19 protein-coding genes are annotated in these 20,180 nt (G+C 57.5%); 9 read left to right on the top strand and 10 right to left on the bottom strand.

Annotated elements, in window-relative coordinates; translation table 11 throughout:
- The first annotated feature begins 40 nt into the window (after positions 1–40).
- The 4 genes from ahpF (at position 41) to LCM31_RS11705 (ending at position 3,814) form a co-directional block, all read left to right on the top strand.
- A complete protein-coding gene (gene ahpF / locus LCM31_RS11720) occupies positions 41–1,633 on the top strand; it encodes an alkyl hydroperoxide reductase subunit F (RefSeq protein WP_224870303.1) in 1,593 nt (530 codons plus the stop codon).
- A 314-nt stretch (positions 1,634–1,947) separates the two neighbouring features.
- Entirely contained in the window at positions 1,948–2,526 is a 579-nt protein-coding gene (locus tag LCM31_RS11715; protein WP_224870301.1) for a YceI family protein, read from the top strand.
- Between the two features lie 141 nt (positions 2,527–2,667).
- Positions 2,668–3,213 (top strand): DUF2058 domain-containing protein, encoded by a 546-nt coding sequence (locus LCM31_RS11710; protein WP_224870299.1) that lies wholly within the window; start codon positions 2,668–2,670, stop codon positions 3,211–3,213.
- 31 nt (positions 3,214–3,244) lie between these two features.
- Positions 3,245–3,814 carry a DUF1415 domain-containing protein gene (locus LCM31_RS11705; RefSeq protein WP_224870297.1) on the top strand — a complete coding sequence of 190 codons (570 nt, stop codon included), beginning with the start codon at positions 3,245–3,247 and terminating at the stop codon, positions 3,812–3,814.
- Positions 3,815–3,818: 4 nt separating this feature from the next.
- Here the strand turns inward: LCM31_RS11705 and LCM31_RS11700 are convergent, their stop codons facing one another.
- From LCM31_RS11700 to LCM31_RS11690, 3 genes are read right to left on the bottom strand one after another with little or no spacing between them, the layout of a single operon-like run.
- The gene (locus tag LCM31_RS11700) at positions 3,819–5,576 is read right to left on the bottom strand and encodes a SulP family inorganic anion transporter (RefSeq protein ID WP_224870295.1); all 1,758 of its coding nucleotides are present in this window, start codon (positions 5,574–5,576) and stop codon (positions 3,819–3,821) included.
- A complete protein-coding gene (locus LCM31_RS11695; RefSeq protein ID WP_224870293.1) occupies positions 5,536–5,943 on the bottom strand; it encodes a TIGR01244 family sulfur transferase in 408 nt (135 codons plus the stop codon). The genes LCM31_RS11700 and LCM31_RS11695 overlap by 41 nt, the downstream gene beginning before the upstream one ends.
- Positions 5,944–5,962: 19 nt before the next feature.
- On the bottom strand, positions 5,963–6,841 hold the full coding sequence (locus LCM31_RS11690; protein WP_224870291.1) for an MBL fold metallo-hydrolase: 879 nt from the start codon (positions 6,839–6,841) through the stop codon (positions 5,963–5,965).
- Positions 6,842–6,982: 141 nt separating this feature from the next.
- Here LCM31_RS11690 and LCM31_RS11685 point away from each other — a divergent pair, with 141 nt between their 5' ends.
- The 5 genes from LCM31_RS11685 to LCM31_RS11665 all read left to right on the top strand — a co-directional run bounded on the left by LCM31_RS11685 (position 6,983) and on the right by LCM31_RS11665 (position 12,409).
- Positions 6,983–7,297 carry an ArsR/SmtB family transcription factor gene (locus LCM31_RS11685; RefSeq protein WP_224870289.1) on the top strand — a complete coding sequence of 105 codons (315 nt, stop codon included), beginning with the start codon at positions 6,983–6,985 and terminating at the stop codon, positions 7,295–7,297.
- Between the two features lie 9 nt (positions 7,298–7,306).
- Positions 7,307–7,741, top strand: a complete 435-nt coding sequence (locus LCM31_RS11680; RefSeq protein ID WP_224870287.1) for a YeeE/YedE family protein — start codon at positions 7,307–7,309, stop codon at positions 7,739–7,741.
- Between the two features lie 4 nt (positions 7,742–7,745).
- Positions 7,746–8,168 (top strand): DUF6691 family protein, encoded by a 423-nt coding sequence (locus tag LCM31_RS11675; protein WP_224870285.1) that lies wholly within the window; start codon positions 7,746–7,748, stop codon positions 8,166–8,168.
- Positions 8,169–8,324: 156 nt separating this feature from the next.
- Positions 8,325–10,061, top strand: a complete 1,737-nt coding sequence (locus LCM31_RS11670) for a SulP family inorganic anion transporter (RefSeq protein ID WP_224870283.1) — start codon at positions 8,325–8,327, stop codon at positions 10,059–10,061.
- 77 nt (positions 10,062–10,138) lie between these two features.
- Positions 10,139–12,409: an ATP-dependent helicase gene (locus LCM31_RS11665; RefSeq protein ID WP_224870281.1), complete on the top strand. Its 2,271-nt coding sequence runs from the start codon at positions 10,139–10,141 to the stop codon at positions 12,407–12,409.
- 34 nt (positions 12,410–12,443) lie between these two features.
- On the opposite strand, the gene LCM31_RS11660 is transcribed toward LCM31_RS11665, so the two are convergent.
- The 7 genes from LCM31_RS11660 to LCM31_RS11630 form a co-directional block, all read right to left on the bottom strand.
- Entirely contained in the window at positions 12,444–13,115 is a 672-nt protein-coding gene (locus tag LCM31_RS11660; RefSeq protein WP_224870279.1) for a DUF4919 domain-containing protein, read from the bottom strand.
- A 19-nt stretch (positions 13,116–13,134) separates the two neighbouring features.
- Positions 13,135–14,397 (bottom strand): patatin-like phospholipase family protein, encoded by a 1,263-nt coding sequence (locus tag LCM31_RS11655; protein ID WP_404804430.1) that lies wholly within the window; start codon positions 14,395–14,397, stop codon positions 13,135–13,137.
- Between the two features lie 188 nt (positions 14,398–14,585).
- The gene (locus LCM31_RS11650) at positions 14,586–15,611 is read right to left on the bottom strand and encodes a YhdH/YhfP family quinone oxidoreductase (RefSeq protein ID WP_224870275.1); all 1,026 of its coding nucleotides are present in this window, start codon (positions 15,609–15,611) and stop codon (positions 14,586–14,588) included.
- A 49-nt stretch (positions 15,612–15,660) separates the two neighbouring features.
- Positions 15,661–16,869: a protease SohB gene (gene sohB / locus LCM31_RS11645; protein WP_224870273.1), complete on the bottom strand. Its 1,209-nt coding sequence runs from the start codon at positions 16,867–16,869 to the stop codon at positions 15,661–15,663.
- A 45-nt stretch (positions 16,870–16,914) separates the two neighbouring features.
- Positions 16,915–17,565 (bottom strand): cation/multidrug efflux pump, encoded by a 651-nt coding sequence (locus tag LCM31_RS11640; protein WP_222249414.1) that lies wholly within the window; start codon positions 17,563–17,565, stop codon positions 16,915–16,917.
- A 45-nt stretch (positions 17,566–17,610) separates the two neighbouring features.
- Positions 17,611–18,423, bottom strand: coding sequence for an NAD(+) diphosphatase (gene nudC / locus LCM31_RS11635; protein ID WP_224870271.1), 813 nt, complete (start codon positions 18,421–18,423; stop codon positions 17,611–17,613).
- A 53-nt stretch (positions 18,424–18,476) separates the two neighbouring features.
- Positions 18,477–20,174 (bottom strand): hypothetical protein, encoded by a 1,698-nt coding sequence (locus tag LCM31_RS11630; RefSeq protein ID WP_224870269.1) that lies wholly within the window; start codon positions 20,172–20,174, stop codon positions 18,477–18,479.
- Between the last annotated feature and the right edge of the window lie 6 nt (positions 20,175–20,180).

The following is a 20,180-nucleotide window of genomic DNA, read 5'->3' as shown; positions in this document are numbered from 1 at the left end:
CAGCAACCTCTGATAAATACCCGAATTTCAGGACACACCGATGTTGGACGCAAACGTAAAGAAACAATTGGACACCTATCTGCAGAATATCGTCACTCCGATCGAGATTAGTGTGTCCGCCGACGACAGCCCGAAAGCGGTTGAACTGGGTAATTTGGCCAGCGAAATCAATGACCTCTCCAGCAAGATTACTTCGAAGCAAAAACGCCGCCCGCGCACTCCGAGCATGGCGATCGCCGCTGCCGGAGAAAGCCCGCGTGTCAGTTTCGCGGGAATTCCTATGGGACACGAATTCACCTCACTGGTACTCGCCCTATTACAAGCTGGTGGCCACCCCTCCAAGGTAGATGCCGCGCTACAGGAGCAGATCCGCGACATCCCGGGTGAATTCCACTTTGAAACCTATATTTCGCTGTCCTGCCAGAACTGCCCGGACGTGGTGCAGGCACTGAACCTGATGGCGACCTTAAATCCAAATATTACCCACGAGATGATCGACGGTGCCCTGTTCCAGGAAGAAGTCGATGAACGCCAGATCATGGCGGTGCCCGCGGTTTACCTGAATGGTGAGCATTTCGCGCAGGGCCGTATGAGCCTCGAAGAGATCGTCGGCAAGATCGACACCGGCGCGGCCGCGCGCAAGGCGGAGGAGCTGAGCGAGCGCGCACCCTACGATGTATTGGTACTGGGCGGTGGCCCGGCCGGTGCGGCCGCGGCAATTTACGCGGCGCGTAAAGGCATTCGCACCGGTCTTGTGGCCGAGCGCTTCGGCGGGCAGGTAATGGACACCGTAGGTATCGAGAACTTTATTTCGGTGCCTTACACCGAGGGCCCCAAACTGGCCGCGAGCCTTGAGCAGCATGTGAAAGAATATGGCGTCGATATCATTACCGGCCAGCGTGCCGCTGCGCTAACGCGCGACAAAATGATCGAGCTGCAAATGGAAAGCGGCGCCACCCTGGCCAGTAAATCTGTGGTCCTCGCGACCGGTGCACGGTGGCGCGAACTGGGTGTGCCCGGCGAAGCGGAATATCGCACCAAGGGTGTGGCCTACTGCCCGCACTGCGATGGCCCCTTCTTCAAGGGTAAACATGTGGCGGTGATTGGCGGCGGCAACTCCGGCATCGAAGCAGCCATCGACCTGGCCGGTATCGTCAAGCACGTCACGGTGCTGGAGTTTGCCGACACCCTGCGCGCGGACGAGGTACTGGTGCGCAAGGCGCGCTCCATGGCGAACATCGATATCATCACCAATGCCCAGACCACCGAGGTGCTCGGGGATGGCAGCAAGGTCAATGGCCTGCAATACACCGACCGGGTGAGCGGCGAGAGCAACCAGCTCGAGCTGGCCGGGGTATTTGTACAAATTGGCCTGGTGCCCAACACCGAGTTTCTGCGCGACAGCGGGCTGGAAATGAATCGCATGGGCGAGATCGAAATCGACAGCCGCGGCGCGACGTCAATGCCCGGTGTATTTGCGGCGGGAGACGCCACTACCGTGCCTTACAAGCAGATCGTCATCTCCATGGGCGCGGGCGCAACCGCCGCACTGGGCGCATTTGATCACCTGATCCGCTCATCGGTCGCCGACGCAGACAGCCCCACCGAAGAGGCCCTGCCCATGGCGAGCTGATGCCTAGCAGCACTTGAACGCAACTCCGGGGCCCAGCAGTCAGTGGCCCCGAAGCCCCCTCTTTCCGGTGCGCCGCAGCAAGGCTTGCAAGCGTTGGCGGCCACCGGGGGGACCCCACCCCTTTGCCGGCATTTGCCGGCTTTTTTACTACCTTTCTTTTTCACTACCATTCGCAAACTTCCTCTGGCCAGCTGCCACAACGGATGATAACGTTTCTCAGCTAGAACTGACTGGTCGAAGTCAGTCGAGCACACAAGACCCAACCTATACGCGTGTGCTTGCAGGTTATTACTGGTTGAAACAGGAGAATCACCATGTCTTTCAAGTCCATAGCGCTCGCATCCCTGCTGGCCCTGCCACTTTCAGCCCTTGCCGACTGGCAGCTCGCCGGGGACGACTCCAGTGTGAATTTTGTTTCAGTGAAGAAGACCAATATTCCGGAAATGCACCACTTCAAAAGCATGAGTGGCGGCATCTCCGATGAAGGCAAGGCACAAGTGACTATTGACCTGGCCAGTGTTGAAACCAATATCCCGATCCGTAACGAACGCATGCAGAAAATGCTGTTCAATACCGCGAAATTTGCCAAGGCCACCATCAGCACCGATGTGGATGCGGAAAAACTGAAGGGGCTCAAGGCCGGCGAAAGCATGGCGGTGGATGCCAGTGTCACGGTAGAGGTGCATGGAGAAACCAAAACCGAGAAAGCCATGCTGCAAGTAACCGGCCTCGAAGGTGGCAAGTTACTGGTGACGACCAGTACCCCGATTATCGTAAATGCCGGCAATTACAAGCTGCTGGAAGGTATCGAAAAGCTCCGCGAAGTCGCGGGCCTCGATAGCATCAGCCCGATCGTGCCGGTGACCGCCAAACTGGTATTTATGGAGAAGTGATTCTCCGATCCAAACCCTTTCGCGGCGGCATTCGCAAGGATGCCGCCACGGAATACCCCTGCCCCCCTGCGATCCCTTCCGCAAATCCGCTAGAATTCGCGCCATTACTTTCCATCCGTTAGATCAACCAGGTAGATCAACATGGCATCACTCCAGGACCAACTGCTGAAGGCAGGTCTGGTAGACAGCAAAAAAGCCAAGAAAATCAGCAAAGAAAAGCGCAAGCAGAACAAGGTTGCCAAGAGTTCCGGTCAAGCGCAGGTGGATGAAACCAAGCTCGCCGCAGAGCAGGCCCGCGCAGAGAAAGTGGCCAAGGACCGGGAGCTAAACGCCCAGCGTGAAGCCGCGGCGCAGCAGAAAGCGATTGCCGCCCAGATTAAACAGCTGATCGAGCGCAACAAACAACCCAAGGGTGCCAAAGGTGACAACGACGTCGCCTACCATTTTACCTTTGAGAAAAAGGTGAAGAAGATTTACGTATCCAGCGCGGTGCAGGAGCACCTGACGGCCGGCCGCCTGCTGATCGTCGGCGAAGGGGAACACTTTGAACTGGTGCCACGGGTCATCGCCGACAAGATTGCGGAACGCAACGCAGACATGGTTGTGCAGCCGCCCGAGCAATCAGCCCCGGTGGACGAGGACGATCCCTACGCGGGCTACGAAATCCCAGACGACCTGATGTGGTAACGCGGGCCCTGAACCACTTTCCGGAGTCAATATGACCGACAGTGATCCAATTGTCGCCCAGGTAGAACGCTGGCTGCAGGATGTGGTGGTGGGACTGAACCTGTGCCCCTTCGCCCGCAAGCCACTGCGCGCCGGACAGATTCGTTTTGTGGTGAGTGAAGCTGCCGGTGAAAAATGCAACGAGGTATTACTGGAAGAGCTGTTACAGGAATTTCAGGTGCTGGATCGCTGTGATGAGCAGGAGGTGGAAACCACGCTGCTGATACTGCCCACACAGCTGCGCGACTTCCACGATTACAATTTCTTTCTGGATGACGCCGAGTGGCTGCTGAAGCGCCAGGGCTATGAAGGCACCTACCAGATCGCCAGCTTCCACCCCCACTACCAGTTTGCAGACACCGAGCCCGAAGATCCGGAAAATCTCACCAACCGCTCCCCCTACCCGATTCTGCATATCCTGCGGGAAGCCAGCATGGAGCGCGGCCTGAAAAATTATCCGGATCCGGAATCCATCCCGCACAACAATATTGTGCGGGTGGAATCGCTCAGTGACGATGAGAAGCGCGCGCTGTTCCCCTACCTGTTTGCCTCACAGGATTGAGAATCTAAGCTGCACCCGGGGCCCTGTCACCACGCAACTGGGTAAACGCCTGGTACTGGGTGAAAAAGATCTGTCCGGAAATTTCTTCCACAAAGCCGCTCTGTTCCAGATTATCCATCACCGGCCCTTTCACTTCTGACAGGTGTAAACAGATACCCGCCTCTTCCAGCTGGGCATTTATAGATTCCAGGGTTTCCAGCGCACTCCAGTCTATCTCGTTCACTGCGCTGCACATCAGCACCACATGTCGGATATCCGGGTTGGCCGCCACGTCGGCATAGACACGCTCTTCCAGAAACGCTGCATTAGAAAACATCAGGCTTTCATCAACGCGGATAGTAAGTATCTGTGGGACGGTGACCACATTGTGGCGTTTAATATTGCGGAAGTGCTCGGTGCCTTCCACCAGGCCCACCTCGGCAATATGCGGTTTGGAGGTGCGATACAGGAACAAAACGATGGATGCCGCCACACCGCAGGAAACACCGGCCTCAACCCCAAACAACAGCGTGACCACGATGGTTACCAGCACCGCGACAAAGTCACTCGGCGAAAAGCGCCAGGTTTTGCGCAGAATGGAAAAGTCCACCAGCGAGAGCACCGCCACGATAATGGTCGCGGCGAGTGTTGCCTTCGGCAGGTAGTAGAGAAATGGCGTCAGGAACACGGCCGCCAGCGCGATGCCAATCGCGGTGAATACACTCGCCATTTGGGTTTCAGCACCCGCGTCAAAATTCACCACCGAGCGGGAGAAACCACCGGTAACCGGAAACCCGCCGGAAATACCGGACGCGACATTCGCGGCCCCCAGCCCCACCAGCTCCTGGTTCATATCGATCTGTTGCCGACGGCGCGCGGCGAGCGTCTTGGCCACGGATACGGACTCCACATAGCCAATGATGGAAATCATCACCGCGGGCAACCAGAGCTGCTCAACAAGATCCACAGAGAATGCAGGCCAGTTAAGGCTCGGTAAGCCGCCGGGAATATTCCCTACCAGCGCAACACCTTGTGCTTCCAGATCCAGCCCAGCAACCATCAGAATGGTAACGATCACCCCCACTACCGGCGCTGCCTTAACCAGCAATTGTGCGGTGTTTTTCGAGGTACCGAGAGACAGGAACAGCGATACCGCCCCACGGCGAGACCAGAACAAGAACAGCAACACGCCCACCCCGAGCGCCAAAGTAGTGAGATTAATCTCACCCACAGAGGCCGACATGGAATGCAGTAACGCGGGCAAATTATCGCCCTGCGCAGATATGCCCATCAGGTGCTTTAACTGACTGAAGGCAATAAGTACGCCGGACGCGGTGATAAAGCCAGCGATCACCGGGTGCGACAGGAAGTTGGCTAGAAAGCCCAGCCGCAACACGCCGAGTAAAAGCAGAAACAGTCCGGATAGCGTTGCCAGTAATATCGCCGCGGCCAAATATTCAGCGCTACTTTGTGCTCCCACCTGTCCCAATGCGGTGGCACTCATCAGGGAAGCGACGGCGACGGGCCCCACCGACAGAGTACGGCTACTGCCAAACAAGGCATACGCAACTAGCGGTGCAATACTCGCATACAGCCCCACTTCCGCAGGCAGACCAGCCAACAATGCATAGGCCAGAGATTGGGGAATCAGCATCACGGTGACAATCACCGACGCCAGTAAATCCCTATACAACAACGCAAGGGAGTAACCGGGAAGCCATTGGGCGGCGGGCAGCCACCGCTTAGTAGGAGACCAGAACACCGCTGACATCAAAGCCGGCATTTGTCGCCGCCTGCTGCAACTGTTTTCTGTCCGCACCATTCAGACAGCCAGCGGCAGCCCACAGGTGACAAGCGCGATTGCCGGTGCGGCAAAAGGCGTGCACTTTTTTGCCGCTCGCGAGTAACTTGGCGAACGCCTCACAGTGTGCAGGCTGCATTTGGCCGCGGGAGAATGGGATCGCGACGAACTGCATTCCGGCGTCAGTCACCGCCCGATCCAGTTCATCGTATGTCGGAATATCCTCTGATTCGTGCTCGGGACGATTGCACACGACAACTTCTACACCGGCTTTCGCGAGCTGCGCCATATCATCCAGCGCAGGTTCTGCGGATACCGATACCTGTTCATTCAGTTGCTTAAGATCCATCAGTTACTACCTCCCAGAATCACAATTTGTTAATCGGCACCTTGAGGTACACGGTGCCATTGTCATCCGCAGGTGGCATTTCACCCGCGCGAATATTGACCTGAATCGACGGCAAAATTAGCCGCGGCATCGCCAGGGTTGCGTCGCGCTCGGTACGCATTGTTACGAAGTCCGCTTCACTCACACCCTGATGCAGATGGATATTGCCGCGCTTCTGTGCACCCACCGTGGTTTCGTATTCATGCGCGCGAGTCCCATTGGGCGGGTAGTCGTGACACATAAACATGCGCGTCTCTTCCGGAAGCGCCAGCAGTTTTTGCACCGACTGATACAGCGCATGCGCATCCCCGCCAGGGAAATCACAGCGGGCACTGCCTACATCCGGCAAGAACAGGGTGTCGCCAACAAACAGCGCGTCGCCAATCAACCACGCCATATCCGCTGGCGTGTGCCCCGGTACGTAGATGACTTGGCCCTTGAGGTCGCCAATAGTGAAGGTATCGCCATCGTGAAACAGGTGGTCAAACTGGGAACCGTCCGCGAGGAATTCTCGCTCCAAGTTGAAGACTTCCCGGAAGATCCCCTGCACCTGGCGGATATGGTCGCCAATGGCAATCTTGCCGCCCAGCTGCTCACGAATATACGGCGCGGCAGACAGGTGGTCTGCATGGGCATGGGTTTCCAGAATCCACTCTACGGTCAGGTTTTTGCCCTGCACGAATTCGACGATCTTGCTCGCCCCCTCGGTGCTGGTGCGCCCCGAGGCATTATCGAAGTCGAGTACCGCGTCGATGACTGCCGCACTGCCGCCTTCCCGGTCATAGATCACATAGCTCCACGTCTCCGAGTCGGGATCAAGAAAAGCCTTCACATGCGGTCGAACAGCCATATCGGTCATTGGCACACCTCATATATGTTTATCGAATAAGATAATAACAAATAGAAATATAGCTTCCAACAATATATTTTTCAATATAATATTTTCTGTGTAATTGATTGCGGCCAGACCGGCCCTAGACGAAGACATTGGAAACACCCTATGCCCGACACCAGTGATTTACAGCTGGACAGGATGCGCGATGCTGCCAGCCAGGCGTCAGCCTTACTGCGCTCCCTTGGCAACCAGGATCGTCTGCTGCTGTTGTGTCAGCTGAGCCAGGAAGAGCTGTGTGTCGGGGACATCGAAGAGCGCCTGGGCATCCACCAACCGAGCCTGTCGCAACAACTCGGTGTATTGCGCAGAGAAGGGCTGGTCACAACGCGCAGGCAAGGTAAACGTGTCTTCTATCAAGTGGCCGACCCCAAAGTCCTAACCCTGCTTCAAACCCTCTATCAACTGTATTGCGCGGAGTAACACGCCACCATGAACATCGACTGGAACGCATTTACCCCCGGGAGCGCCCTCGCCGGCGGCCTGCTGATTGGACTCGCCAGTGCCTGGCTCATCCTGATGAACGGCCGCGTGGCGGGCATTTCCGGAATTTTGGGCGGACTGCTGAATAACGAGCGCGGCAACCGCGCTTGGCAGCTTGCCTTTACTCTCGGCCTGCTCGCCGGCCCCGGGATTTGGTCTCTGTTCCATGCCCTGCCCACGATTGAGATACGTGCCAGCTACCCGGTACTGATTGCCGCGGGCCTGCTGGTTGGGATTGGCACCCGCTATGCAGCAGGGTGTACCAGCGGGCACGGTGTCTGCGGTTTATCGCGGCTTTCACCAAGGTCGCTCGCGGCTACCATGACCTTTATGTTTGGCGGCTTTGCCACCGTCTACGTCGTCCGTCACCTGCTGGGAGCCTGAGACCATGAATAAAGCGACCTTTTCTGCGTTTATTGCCGGTCTGATTTTCAGCTTCGGCTTGCTGCTGTCCGGCATGGCCAATCCGGAGAAAGTCCTCGGCTTCCTGGATTTGTTCGGCGCCTGGGATCCCTCACTGATGCTGGTGATGGGCGGCGCTATCGCCGTTGGCCTGCCGGCTTTCGCCCTGGCAAGGAAACGGGAAACCGCGGTGCTCGGCGGGACAATCCAACTGCCGGGCAAGCGTGCGCTCGACAAGCGCTTGATTCTGGGGAGCCTCGCATTTGGTATCGGCTGGGGTCTTGCGGGTTTCTGTCCCGGCCCTGGAATCGTGGCCAGCGGCGCCCTGGAGCCTGGCGCCTTGGTGTTTGCTGTGGCGATGATCGCGGGCATGCTGGGGTTCCGCTTGCTGGAACGCCGCGCCAGCTGACCCGCCAAGTTGGGGCTCGCTTAACTCTTCATCAGGTCGCTAGAGACCTTCAGCGAGCCCCTTCCATCTCCCTTCCATCGTTTGCCTGATCCCCGCGGGATAATCCAGAGGCTATCCTGATGAAATCCCTCCGGCCTCTGGACCACAACCGCGCAAGTGATACGGGCATATCGACTCATACCAAAATGGCTTAGACGCTATCGCCGCCAGTGGTTACTCTCCGACCTCACGGCAGCGCTGGTGTCAGGTATGTTGCTGGTGCCACAGGGACTGGCATACGCACTGCTTGCCGGCTTGCCACCACATGTCGGACTCTACGCCAGCCTGGTGCCGCTCATCGCCTACGCAGTGTTTGGCAGCAGTACAGCCATGGCGATAGGCCCCGCCGCGGTACTCTCTCTTATGACGGTATCAGCGCTCACTCCACTGGCAGCCATTGGCAGCCCCGAGTATGTCGGCGCTGCAATTATTCTCACCCTGCTGAGCGGCGTTTTCCTCTTCACCATGGGCCTACTCAAGATGGGCACACTATCCAACCTGCTCAGCCATCCGGTGATCAGCGGCTTCGTCTCCGGGGCCGCGGCACTGATCATCGTCGGGCAGATTCCCGCCCTCTTGGGAATCAAGGTCGACGGTGAGACCGCCTCAGTTAAGCTGCTGCATATCATCGAGCACTTGCCGGAGGCCCATCTGCTCCCCATGGCTTTCGGGGTTACTGCGGCGGTGATTTTGATCGTCAGTCGCATATGGCTGCCAATGACGCTGTTTCGCCTGGGTGCACCCAAACAGGTAGCCCGGCTCGCCGCGCGATTGGTGCCGATGCTGCTGGTGCTTTGCGCTATCGCACTGGTGCATCAATTCAAACTCGAGGACAGGCTCGAGGTCATCGGCGAAATACCCGCAGGGCTACCCAACATCGTGTTACCCGACTGGGACTGGAGCCTGATTTATCGCTTGTTGTTACCGGCACTGATTATTGCCCTGCTGACCTTCGTAGAAAGTCTTTCCATTGCACAAGCCGTGGCAGCCCGGCGCGGTGAGCGACTGGATGCCGATGGTGAACTACTGGGGCTGGGGGCCGCCAACATTACCAGCAGTCTGTCCGGCGGCCTGCCAGTGGCGGGCAGTTTTTCCCGCACGGCGGTGAACGCCGAGGCCGGCGCCGCCTCGCCCCTGGCCGGTGTCATGGCTGGCCTGATGATGATTCCGGTACTGCTGTACCTCACCGGTGTGTTCAGTGCGCTACCACTTACGGTACTGGCGGCGATCATCATTGTCGCTGCGGCCAGCCTGTTCGATTACAGCGGCTTCATTCACAACTGGCGCTACGACCGCACCGACGGTATCGCCATGTTCTGCACCTTTGCCGGGGTGATCTTGTTTGGGGTCGAGGCAGGTATCGCCCTGGGAATTGGCCTTTCGTTCGCCACTCTGATCTGGCGTAGCAGCCGGCCGCATATTGCGGTGGTTGGACGGGTTCCGGGTACCGAACACTTTCGCAATGTGTTGCGCCACAATGTCGAGACCCAGAAAGACATCCTGTTTCTGCGCATTGATGAGAGCCTGTTCTTCAGCAATATCAGCGCGGTGGAAGACCGCCTGCTGAGCGAACTGAAGCGACACCCGGACACCCGGGACCTAGTGTTGATTCTGTCATCGGTCAGCCGCATCGATGGCACCGCGCTGGAGCGCCTGCACCAGATCAACAAGGACCTGAGAAGCCGCGACATTCGCCTGCACATGGCCGAAGTCAAAAGCCCCGTGCTGGATCGCCTGAGCCGCTCCAAGCTTTTGGAAAAGCTGACCGGCCGCATCTTCCTCTCCTCCTACATCGCCGAGCTGGCATTGCGTCACGGCGAAGAAGAGCCGCCGCCGACCACCGAGACCACATAAAGCCCTGTACCCCTCCCAACTATACTGGCAATATATACAGTATTCGGATTACATGTTTCAGGTGGTACAGAATTCTTATGTCAGGCAAAGAGTCCAATCTCACGGAAGAGCAGCAGGCTATTGCCAACCATCCCGGCGGCCACGCCAAGATTATCGCCGTGGCCGGTTCTGGAAAAACCACCGCCCTGCTCCACTACATCAAGAATCGACTCGGTGCGGGGGTAGACCCCCGGCGTATCTTGGTGGTGATGTACAACCGCAGCGCGCGTGAAGATTTCAGCGTGCGCGTGCAGGCGCTGTGCGGCCAGAAGAGCCCTGCGGTAAACACCTTTCACAGCCTGGGCTACCGCCTCTACCAGCGCATGATGGCCGCGGGCCAGCTGCCGCAGGCAAATCTTTCCCCCCTGCCGCAGTCTCTGGTGCAATTGCAGGTCTGGAAATCCATCGAAGCCTGCGCGCCACCGGCAGATCTGGAGGATATCCGCGCGCGCAAACAGTCGGAGACGGAAGCCGCAGAATTTTTTATCGACTTCACCAAAACCACCCTCGATGGAGACCTCAGCGCCTTTGAGCGTCTCAAGCTCGGTGATGACTACCGCTATTTCCTCAAGGTATTCCGCCACTTTGAAGACTGGCGACGGGAACAAAACGCGGTTACCTACGCAGACCTGCTGTACGACCCCGCCCTGCAACTGAAGCTGAACCCGGAAATGGCCGAAGCGTACGGCAGCCACTATGAAGACCTGCTGGTTGATGAATACCAGGACATCAACGAAGTGCAGCATTTCCTGTTGCGGGTACTGTATGGAAAATCTGGCAATGTGATTGCCATTGGCGACCCGGATCAGACCATTTACGAATGGCGAGGCTCGCGCCCGGAATTTTTGTTGCGCCTGTTTGATGGAGACTTCCCCCCGTCCAATGTGTACCGCCTGAGCCGCACCTTCCGCTATGGGCACACGCTGTCGCTAGCGGCCAATCACTTTATCCAGAACAATCGGGAAAGGGCGGACATTCTCTGTGTATCGGGCAATCCAGAAGCGGAAACCGCGATCCAGCAAGTCACTGCAGCCAACGAAGGCAAGTGGCTGGTGGAGCATCTCCGCCGCTGCCGCCAGAATGGAAGCGACCTCGGGGAAATTGCCATCCTGGTACGCCTCTGGTCTCTCGCGGCACCACTGGAGCTGGCACTGCTGGCCAACAACATCCCCTACCGTTCAGGCAATCGCAATACGGTACTCTCCCGCCGCGAGCTGCGCCCCCTGTTCTGGAGTTTGAATATTGCTTCCGGGCGCTTCCGCGAGCTGCCCCGAGCAAGACGTGCCAAAGGCCTGTACGAATGGCTCACTGCGCCCCACGTACGTATAGCGCGTGCGGTACTTGAACCCCTGTGCGAACAGCTCTCCCGGCAAGAAAAAGACTGGGGAGGCACCCTGCTTACCCTGGTACCGGAATCGCTCAGCCAACCCCAGAGCAAGCGTTTGCGGCAACGGGCCGAGCTACTGAAACAAGTGGAGCATTGGCGCGGTATGGCCGGCGAACTGGTACGCCGACAACTGGGCGAGTTGGACTTCCTGAATGGGATCGCGGAAGACGCCTTCAACCGCCAGCAGGCGGAGGAAAAACAGCAGACGATCATCGCCTTTGTCCAGTATTTGGACCAACTGAAGCTACCACCGCAAGAGGCACTGGCCCACCTGCAGCAGCTACAGGAACAGCACCAGAAGGAAAGCAGTGAAGAGGACGGCAACGGAGAAGACGCTCAAAAAACGGGGGCTATTCAGATCACCACCATGCATCAGGCCAAGGGACTGGAGTGGGACCAGGTCATCATTCCATCCCTCACCACCCACAATGTGCCCTATCAACCACAGCGAGACTTCACGACTCCGGCATCGGTCGAAAGCGAGCGTCGTCTGATGTATGTAGCCATGACCCGCGCGCGTAAAAACCTATTTTTACTGGTGCCACCAACAGAGAGCGGCAGCAAAAGCCCTACTGGCAGCCCGGCGGACAACGAGCAAAAACCGTCGGTATTTTTGGACGAAATGCATCTACCGCTGTGTGATATTTTGGGAAGAGCCCTGCGCGAACGGCCGGAAAACATCCACTCGCAGGTACCGGTTACCCGACTGGGCTTACGCTATCTGGCAACCTGCGAGTACAACCCGGAAATTAATGCACCGCGGGCCACCGTTAAGAAACCGGCAGTGGGCGAAGGGATAAAACACCAGAAATTGGGCTACGGCAGAATCACAAAATGGGAGGACTCCCGCGTGGAAATCCTGTTCAGTGACCGCCAGACCCGGCGCTTTGACTGGGACAAACTGTCACAACATTTGTGCTAATCGCACGCCGGCAAAAAGGGGAAAATATTCACGCTTAGTTTTCTATGCTGGAGCGTACAAACTGCTGGCTCACATTGAAAAACAACGGGTACTCTTCACCGGATTCCAGGTCACGCACCTGCATCTTGTCGTAGATACCCTGCTTACCGTAAACGATAGACTGATCCAGTACCTGCAATCCCTTGAGGCGAATGTAGCCGCGCAACTCGGATGTACTGATCGTCTGAAATGCACTCGCCTGACTTTTGCCATCACCACTGTTTTCAATGGAGGTCATCAACCCCTCCACCATATAGCGGTGCAAATCTTCACGCTCCAACTCGCCGGCCTGGCCACTGCACAAAACACCAATCATATGTGCCTCGAGACTCATGTAGTTGTAAGCCAGTACCTTATCGACATTGCGCAGGCAATCGGTAAAGTCCGCCTGTTCGACCGAGCTGTAGGCTTCCGGCAAACCATCCAGCTTCATACCACCGTATGGGTTGTACTCCGACGATTTCACGTACGCCATGCGCAAGCGATCAAAATCCAGGGTAAAACTGAGCTGCCGTGCTTCTTCCAGTAACATGCGGTATTCGCTCTGGGTTTGTGCACGTAACGGAGGAGCGCCGGTACTTTGCTCCACTTGCTGGCCACTACAGGCTGCCAACAACAGCGACACACCAAGGGCGAACCCCAAGCGGACCCAGGGCACACTTTTCACACACATAACCGAACACACTTCAGGTCGAGGAATTATCATCCGAGGCTTCCGTAGCGGGCTTAACCCGCAATCCAAACAAACGTTTTTGCTGCGTTTCCACCAGCTGGTTGCGCGGGCGCAGGAAGTCCCGCAGGGTATCCTGCTCCCACATGGCATCCTGATAGCCTAACTCGATCAACTCACCGAGATAAGGCTTTTCAAACAACAGGTAACTGGCCGCCGAGGCGCCGCCCCCAGAGGTGGTGGCACCAGTGGAGCGAAACAACCAGCGCAGTGCCGGTGGCAGGTAGCGCACCTTGCGCCCGGCAATCCGATCCAGGCTCTGGCTGGGTTCAATCACTGCCGACTCTACCGCCCGCAATGGGGCGAGATGCGACAGGGATTCGTCTTCTACCGATTTGAGTAAAAGGTTAACCCGATCCAAATGCTCCAAATCCCCTTCCAGGCTGTCAATAAACGCGGCGTTAAACAGGTGCCCACCAATTTGCGCGATCGACGGTGAGTGCTTGGGGGCCTTGCGGCGCTTTCCCCAATGTACAGGTGAGCGATTATCCGATACACCCACGACAAATACACGACTGGCACCGAGGTGTAACGCTGGGCTGATCGGTGCCAGCTGGCGCACCGCACCATCGCCAAAGTATTCGTCGCCAATTTTTACCGATGGGAATAGTGTGGGAATCGCCGCCGAGGCCATCAAATGTTCAATTTTAAGCTGGGTGCGCTCGCCACAGCGGCGAAAGCGGCGCCACTCCTTTAGCTCCTCGCGCCCCTGGAAAAAGCTCACCGATTGGCCTTCGCTATAGGACATCGCATTCACACTGACCGCGCGCAGGCACCCCGCGTCAATATTGCGCTGGATGTTACCAAACGGTATCACTTCACTGACCAGCTCATGCAGCGGCCCGTTGTCCAAAAGTGCCAGCGGCTTATTGCGCGCCACACCGTAATTAAACAGGGAGCCGGTAATCGTCAGCATGTTGCCAAGCAGGCTGGTCCAGTTACTACGATAAATCTGGTCTACGGTGAGCCCCATCCACAAATCGTACAGGCGCGCCACGGCCTCTTTAAACGTACCGGGATGGGTGGCCAGCACCAGTGCATTCACAGCGCCTGCCGAGGTGCCGCAGATAATCTTGAATGGGTGCGGCTCGGAGTCTGGCGCCAATTCTGCCAGCGCCTTCAGAACCCCCACCTGATAGGCCGCGCGCGCACCGCCACCGGAAAGGACCAGCGCGCCAGAATCCTGTGTGATTGGAGGAACGGGGTTATTCACCGACAAAGCTTGCTACCAGATCGAGAGAAGTTAGGAGCCTGATTTTTCACCTGATCTTTTTTTGATCTAGCCATCCTAAAGAAACATTATTGTGACTATGCAATACACCAGCTGAGGATAGCAGGCTGGAGGCCACGAAGAAGCCGCAGAGAGAGGATTATGCGCGCGCATTCACAAATTTGACCGGCAATCGCCTAGCGGGTCATGTCTACCACGTAGCGACCAATACCATGCCCGCGGTGCAGTCTCGCCAGGAACTCGGGGGCCTGCTCCAGGGAAATATCTTCGGCAATTTGCTCCAGCTGTTCACCGATATACCAGGGCCCGGCGAGCTTTTGCCAAACCGCGGCTTTCTTGGACAGTGGCAGCTCCACGCTATCCACCCCCAGCAGACTGATGCCACGCAGAATAAACGGGAAGACATTGGCCTGAAACTGCGCGCCGGAAGCCATACCACAGGCCGCCACACCGCCACTGTACTTGAGGCACTTGATTACATTGAACAGGGTTTCCCCGCCCACTGTGTCGACGGCCCAGGCCCACAGGGGCTTGGCAATGGCCTTATTGGCAAACGGCGCCAGCGTCTCTCGATCGAGCACCTTCCAGGCGCCGAGGGAGGTGAGGAATTCCGCAGATTCCAGTTTGCCGGTAACTGCCGCCACCCGAAAACCCAGTTTCGCAAGCAGCGCCACGGCAATCGAGCCCACACCACCGGTGGCCCCGGTCACCAGCACCTCGCCATCTTCCGGTTTGGCGCCGGCCTCAAGCAGCTTCTCCACACATAGCGCTGCGGTGAGCCCCGCGGTGCCAAGAATCATCGATTCGCGTAAAGACAAGCCTTCCGGTAACGGTGCAACCCAGTCCGCCGGCACGGCGATACGCTCGGCAAAACCACCCGCGGTATTCATGCCCAGGTCGTACCCCGTCACAAGCACTCGCGCACCGGGCTGGAAACGCCCACTGGCATCCTGAACAACCGTGCCGACCGCATCGATACCGGGCGTGTGCGGGTATTCGCGGGTAATCGCCCGGTTACCGAATGCGGACAAAGCATCCTTGTAATTCAAAGAGGAGTGGGAAACGGCGATACGTACCGGGTGCACCGGAAGATCACTGAGCGGGCGCCGAACAATGGTCTGATCGTATTTACCCGCCGCGACCTCTTCCACCAGCATGGCGCGGTAGGACTGCTCGGAATTGTTTTGCTCTTCAGCCGCCATTCCCATCACTTCCCTATGAATAATGAAAAGTCCCTACTTTCGCGCAAGATTATTGAGCGTGGTGCCGCCAAGCGGCCAGGCGCGAAAACAGACGTGTCGCCGCGCTCTCAACACCCAGTTGCGCGGCAATCCCCATTTTCTTGGCAATATTCTGCCGCTCCTTATATTCCACCTGATACAGGTCGGCATTGGCCGCCCGCGAGGTGAGATATTCGTCGGAAGTTTTCAATTCGTCGACCAGCGCTAGATCCAGGGCACGCTGGCCAAACCAGACTTCGCCCGTAGCAACTTTGGCAATGTCCAGTTGCGGGCGATATTCGTGGACGAAATGCTGGAACAAAGTATGAATTTCTTCCAGGTCGCTCTGAAATTTTTCTTTCCCTTCTGGGGTATTTTCCCCAAACATCGTCACGGTGCGCTTGTACTCGCCCGCGGTAAACAATTCGAAATCCACATCGTTACGCTGCAACAAACGATGGAAATTCGGCAATTGCGCGACAACGCCGATCGACCCAAGCATGGCGAACGGTGCAGCCAGAATCCGGTCGGCCACACAGGCCATCATGTAGCCGCCGCTGGCCGCCACCTTGTCCACCACAATAGTGAGTTTCACACCGGCACTGCGCACGCGTGCCAATTGACTGGCGGCAAGACCATAATTCGCCACCATGCCGCCGGGGCTTTCCAGGCAAACCACCACTTCATCTTCTTTGCCCGCAACCTGCAAAATTGCGGTAATCTCTTCGCGCAAATTAGACAGGGCACTGGCTTTGATATCGCCGTCAAAGTGCACCACAAACAAACGCTTGCGCTCCACAGATTCGTCCGCCTCACCCGCAGCTACTACTTCCCCTTCGACCGGATCCGCACCGGTTTCGGCATCGGCCTCTGCCTGCTCTGGCAGCGGTGCTTCGCGAGAGGCTTCGGTGTCCGGATGTTTGTCGTGTTCTTTGCGCGCTTTGGCTTCTGCTTTTAGCTCTGCCTTGCGTTTTTTCGCCTGCGCCTTGGCCTCGGCCTTTTTGTCTTTTTCGTGCTGTTTCTTGCGCTCAGCGTAATCCGCTTCGGACATTACCGCTTCCAGCAATGTCTCTTTCATATCCTCGTAACGATCGTTGAGGCGTGTCACGGCAACGTGGCCAGGCTGACGATCCTTCATATGTGCGCGATTGGCCACGATAAAGCCAATCACCACCAAAAGTGCCACCACAATGGTCACTACCTTGGCCAGAAACAATCCGTATTCACTGAGAAATTCCACTCAACCCCCAATTACTGTGGTCAATAAAACACTTTAAAAAACTAACTACTGCCATTCGTTCAATGCTGACTGTGCCTGCTGGTTCAGCGGACGCGCCAACAAACCGGAGTGGCTGATACGCACTTCATATACCGCGCCATCCTGCATGGGCAGGAAAGTAGCACTACCATATACCGCGTCTACCACCGGCACACGGTTATCCATTTCACGCAGGAACTTCCACAGATCTACGCCGTGGTTGCTCTTGTCGAGCTCATGCACTGAGCGCTCCTTATTGCGCTCGTCTTGCAGCGTCAAATAACGGCCACTCAAACGATCCAAGCGATAGGCAGGCTCAATACCCGAGCGCGCCAACACGCCTTTCCACTTCAGCATACGTGCATCCAGCTGCCACTGATCACCGTACAGCTCAAACTCCTGCGATATCCCATCTTCATCGGAAAACTTAACCAGGAAATGCTGTTTCCCGAGGCGCTCGAACGAGACGGTGCCCACGCTGTGCTCGTCTCCGAGATTGCGGTAGCTGTACACATCCAGCGCGAGCAGGACGATCAGCAGTGCTCCTCCCAGCAACAGTAACCCAACGGACCCACGCAAAAAGCCCAACAGCCAGTTGCCACGCAACAGTACCTTGCCACCCCAAAAAACCAATAGCAGGGCGAAAAACGCAATAGCAAAAGTAATAGCGATATACATTATGTGTGTTCTCTTATCTGGGTGATAACCCGCGATCCACGCGGGTTAACGCATCTCCACAAACGTCCTTATCAGTTGACCCGACAACGTTTCCACAGGAGGAATGGCCTGCGGAATTTCCGACCGATGAAACCAGCGGGCTTCGGCGATCTCATCCTGGTCGGGACGCAGTTCACCGCCGGTGACCTCGGCAAGGTATCCGATCATGAGCTGCCCGGGAAACGGCCAGGGCTGACTGCCCACATAGCGCAGTTGCCCCAGTTCCTGCCCGACCACCAACCCAACCTCTTCATGAGCCTCCCGGGCCACCGCCTGCTCCGCGCTCTCACCGGGCTCGATAAAGCCGGCCAAAGCGGTATACAGCGCATGTCGATGGCGGGCGTGACGGGCCAACAGGCACTCATCACCGCGCACTAGCAGCATAATGACACAAGGTGAAATTCGGGGGTATACGGCGAAGTTACACTGCTCGCAGACCCGCGCGCGGTCTTTGGCGTGATAGCTGGTCTGCAGGCCGCAGCGACCGCAGAAACGATGGTCCAGGTCCCAGTTCGCCACCTGCATGGCGCGACCCAGTAATAGAAACAAAGATTCGTCAACGGTCCCAAGCAGCGCGCGCAGACCACGCCATTCGCAACCCGGCAAAGCCAGGCGCAGCGGGAGATGGTGTACCGCACACGGTTTGCCCGCCCAATCGCCCAAATAATGGGTGGCCAGCTCACCGGCCGACAGACTAACGGGCAAGGTGGAATGTAAAGGCCCCTGCTCACCGCAGAGGACTTCACCATTGGCAACCACTATGTGCCAGTGGAATTCGGGGTGCGGCAATGCACTCGCCGCAGGGTTGAAGTCAGGCATCAGGCAGACTCTGAACGCAGGTCATTTAGGCAAGACTGCACCAGAGACTCGTCTCAGGCAACCTCAACCGGATACCCCAGAGCCTCCAGGCTCTCTACCGCCAAATCCAGAGACTGCATATCCACCTGACGATGCATTTTCACTTCGTTCAGGTAATACTCCAGGCTAATAATCGCGTCGGCAAACGTCTCCAGCGACTGCTCAACCGCCGGTGCGGTATTTGCCTGATCGATCACCGCGTCGACAAAGTGCGCCAATCGCTCAACCACCGCTGCCGCACGACTCAAGCTCAAGACCACGAGACCGCCGCGCACACTGTTCAGCGTGGTGGACACGTTGCGAATGTGGCCATGGTCGTAGTCGGATTCCGCATAGGACCCAAGGGCACGCTTAATCAACGCCAGCCCCGCCTCGGCCTCCTTCAGCACCGCCAGCTCAGCATCTTCCAGCTGACTGCGTTCGAGCTCAACGTCCGCATGGCCGCTTTCATCCAACTCGATGGTGGAGCGCTGGCGCATGGAACGGATGGTGCTGTCTACGGCCAGGATCTGGTTGGTCAGCTGCTGCAGCGCGTTGTCCGCGGCGCGCCCACCAACCTGGGCACAATTCTGATAGGCTCTGAGTGAGCCGCCCAAATTTTCACCAATTCGGCGGAAGTTCAGCATGATCAAGGTGTTGGAAATTCGCCGCAGCGTATCTACAAGACCACCCTCATCATCGCCGGCAATCACACCGACCATTTCGGCATCATCCAGCAAGCGACGCACACCGGAGAGTTCCTCTTCCAGCGCGTTGGCAACAGCAGCAATGGCGGTAGCACCAGGCCCGCCGAGGCTCGCCCGGTCGCGCTCCAGTTCGGGCTCGCGATAGTCCAGCGGACGCACGCTGAATACCTGAAGCAGTTTTTCACCCTGCCCCGATGGCCCCGCCAGGGCCAGCCAGTAGAGACACTCTTTGATCAATACCGGGGGAGCCGGCTGATCCAGCACGGCGTCGCCGTCGCGGCAGATGTTGCGCAGGCGGCGATCGAGCATACTGAAAACCATGACCCGTTGACGATTCACCAGCATTTCGCGGCTTGCCATGGCGGCAAGTGCCGCACCCGCCACCGACCACAACTTGCCGTTGGGGCGGCCCGCACAAACGCTGGCGATACGCTGCAGTGCCCGGGCCATCATGGTGTAGGCCGGACCGCGCGGCTTGCCCTTGAGCAGCGCCAGCAGCCCAACCTGATACATATGGCGGAAGCGCCGCACAAAGGTTTTCAGATCCTCGGACATCACTGCCGAAGAAACCGCACCCGGTACGGTGGCCTCCAGACGGCAGCGCAGAAAATGGCTTTCGGGCACCGGCGCCTGTGCGCGGGCCAGTCGAAGGCTATTGATATAGGGAACCAGCAGCTCCGGGCGGGGCGCTGCGCGGCTCTGCACGAAGTCCAGGTAGCGGGTTAGCACGTAAAACGCAGTCCCCAAGCTCTCCAGCAGGTCCTGCGGAGATTGTTGGCGATCCTGCAGCAGATCCCCCATCGCACTCAGCATCTCCTGGGCAAGCAGCTCCGCCGCACTCAGCTGGACCATTTGCAATACGCCGGTCACCTGGCGAAGCGCCTGGATACACTTTTCCAACGCTGGCTTGTCAGCCTGATCTTCCGCGAACTGGTCCAGATGGCCAGTAGCCCCCTCGATACTCGCAACCAGCTCGTCCTTGACCAGACTGATAGAAGTCAGATTGATTTCACGCAATCCACTCATTGCCTA

The organism is Microbulbifer agarilyticus, assembly GCF_020171345.1.
In the GTDB taxonomy this organism is placed as follows: Bacteria; Pseudomonadota; Gammaproteobacteria; order Pseudomonadales; family Cellvibrionaceae; genus Microbulbifer; species Microbulbifer agarilyticus_D.
Note: the sequence above shows the minus strand (reverse complement) of the source record. Positions and strands in the feature narration are given on the sequence as shown.

Excerpts from the sequence above, each read along its gene's own strand:
- LCM31_RS11695 (WP_224870293.1), bottom strand. The coding sequence starts at position 5,943 with ATGGATCTTAAGCAACTGAATGAACAGGTATCGGTATCCGCAGAACCT.
- LCM31_RS11715 (WP_224870301.1), top strand. The coding sequence starts at position 1,948 with ATGTCTTTCAAGTCCATAGCGCTCGCATCCCTGCTGGCCCTGCCACTT.
- LCM31_RS11650 (WP_224870275.1), bottom strand. The coding sequence starts at position 15,611 with ATGGCGGCTGAAGAGCAAAACAATTCCGAGCAGTCCTACCGCGCCATG.
- LCM31_RS11665 (WP_224870281.1), top strand. The coding sequence starts at position 10,139 with ATGTCAGGCAAAGAGTCCAATCTCACGGAAGAGCAGCAGGCTATTGCC.
- LCM31_RS11685 (WP_224870289.1), top strand. The coding sequence starts at position 6,983 with ATGCCCGACACCAGTGATTTACAGCTGGACAGGATGCGCGATGCTGCC.
- ahpF (WP_224870303.1), top strand. The coding sequence starts at position 41 with ATGTTGGACGCAAACGTAAAGAAACAATTGGACACCTATCTGCAGAAT.
- LCM31_RS11710 (WP_224870299.1), top strand. The coding sequence starts at position 2,668 with ATGGCATCACTCCAGGACCAACTGCTGAAGGCAGGTCTGGTAGACAGC.
- LCM31_RS11640 (WP_222249414.1), bottom strand. The coding sequence starts at position 17,565 with ATGTATATCGCTATTACTTTTGCTATTGCGTTTTTCGCCCTGCTATTG.
- LCM31_RS11690 (WP_224870291.1), bottom strand. The coding sequence starts at position 6,841 with ATGACCGATATGGCTGTTCGACCGCATGTGAAGGCTTTTCTTGATCCC.
- LCM31_RS11700 (WP_224870295.1), bottom strand. The coding sequence starts at position 5,576 with ATGCCGGCTTTGATGTCAGCGGTGTTCTGGTCTCCTACTAAGCGGTGG.
- LCM31_RS11705 (WP_224870297.1), top strand. The coding sequence starts at position 3,245 with ATGACCGACAGTGATCCAATTGTCGCCCAGGTAGAACGCTGGCTGCAG.
- LCM31_RS11675 (WP_224870285.1), top strand. The coding sequence starts at position 7,746 with ATGAATAAAGCGACCTTTTCTGCGTTTATTGCCGGTCTGATTTTCAGC.
- LCM31_RS11680 (WP_224870287.1), top strand. The coding sequence starts at position 7,307 with ATGAACATCGACTGGAACGCATTTACCCCCGGGAGCGCCCTCGCCGGC.
- nudC (WP_224870271.1), bottom strand. The coding sequence starts at position 18,423 with ATGCCTGACTTCAACCCTGCGGCGAGTGCATTGCCGCACCCCGAATTC.
- LCM31_RS11630 (WP_224870269.1), bottom strand. The coding sequence starts at position 20,174 with ATGAGTGGATTGCGTGAAATCAATCTGACTTCTATCAGTCTGGTCAAG.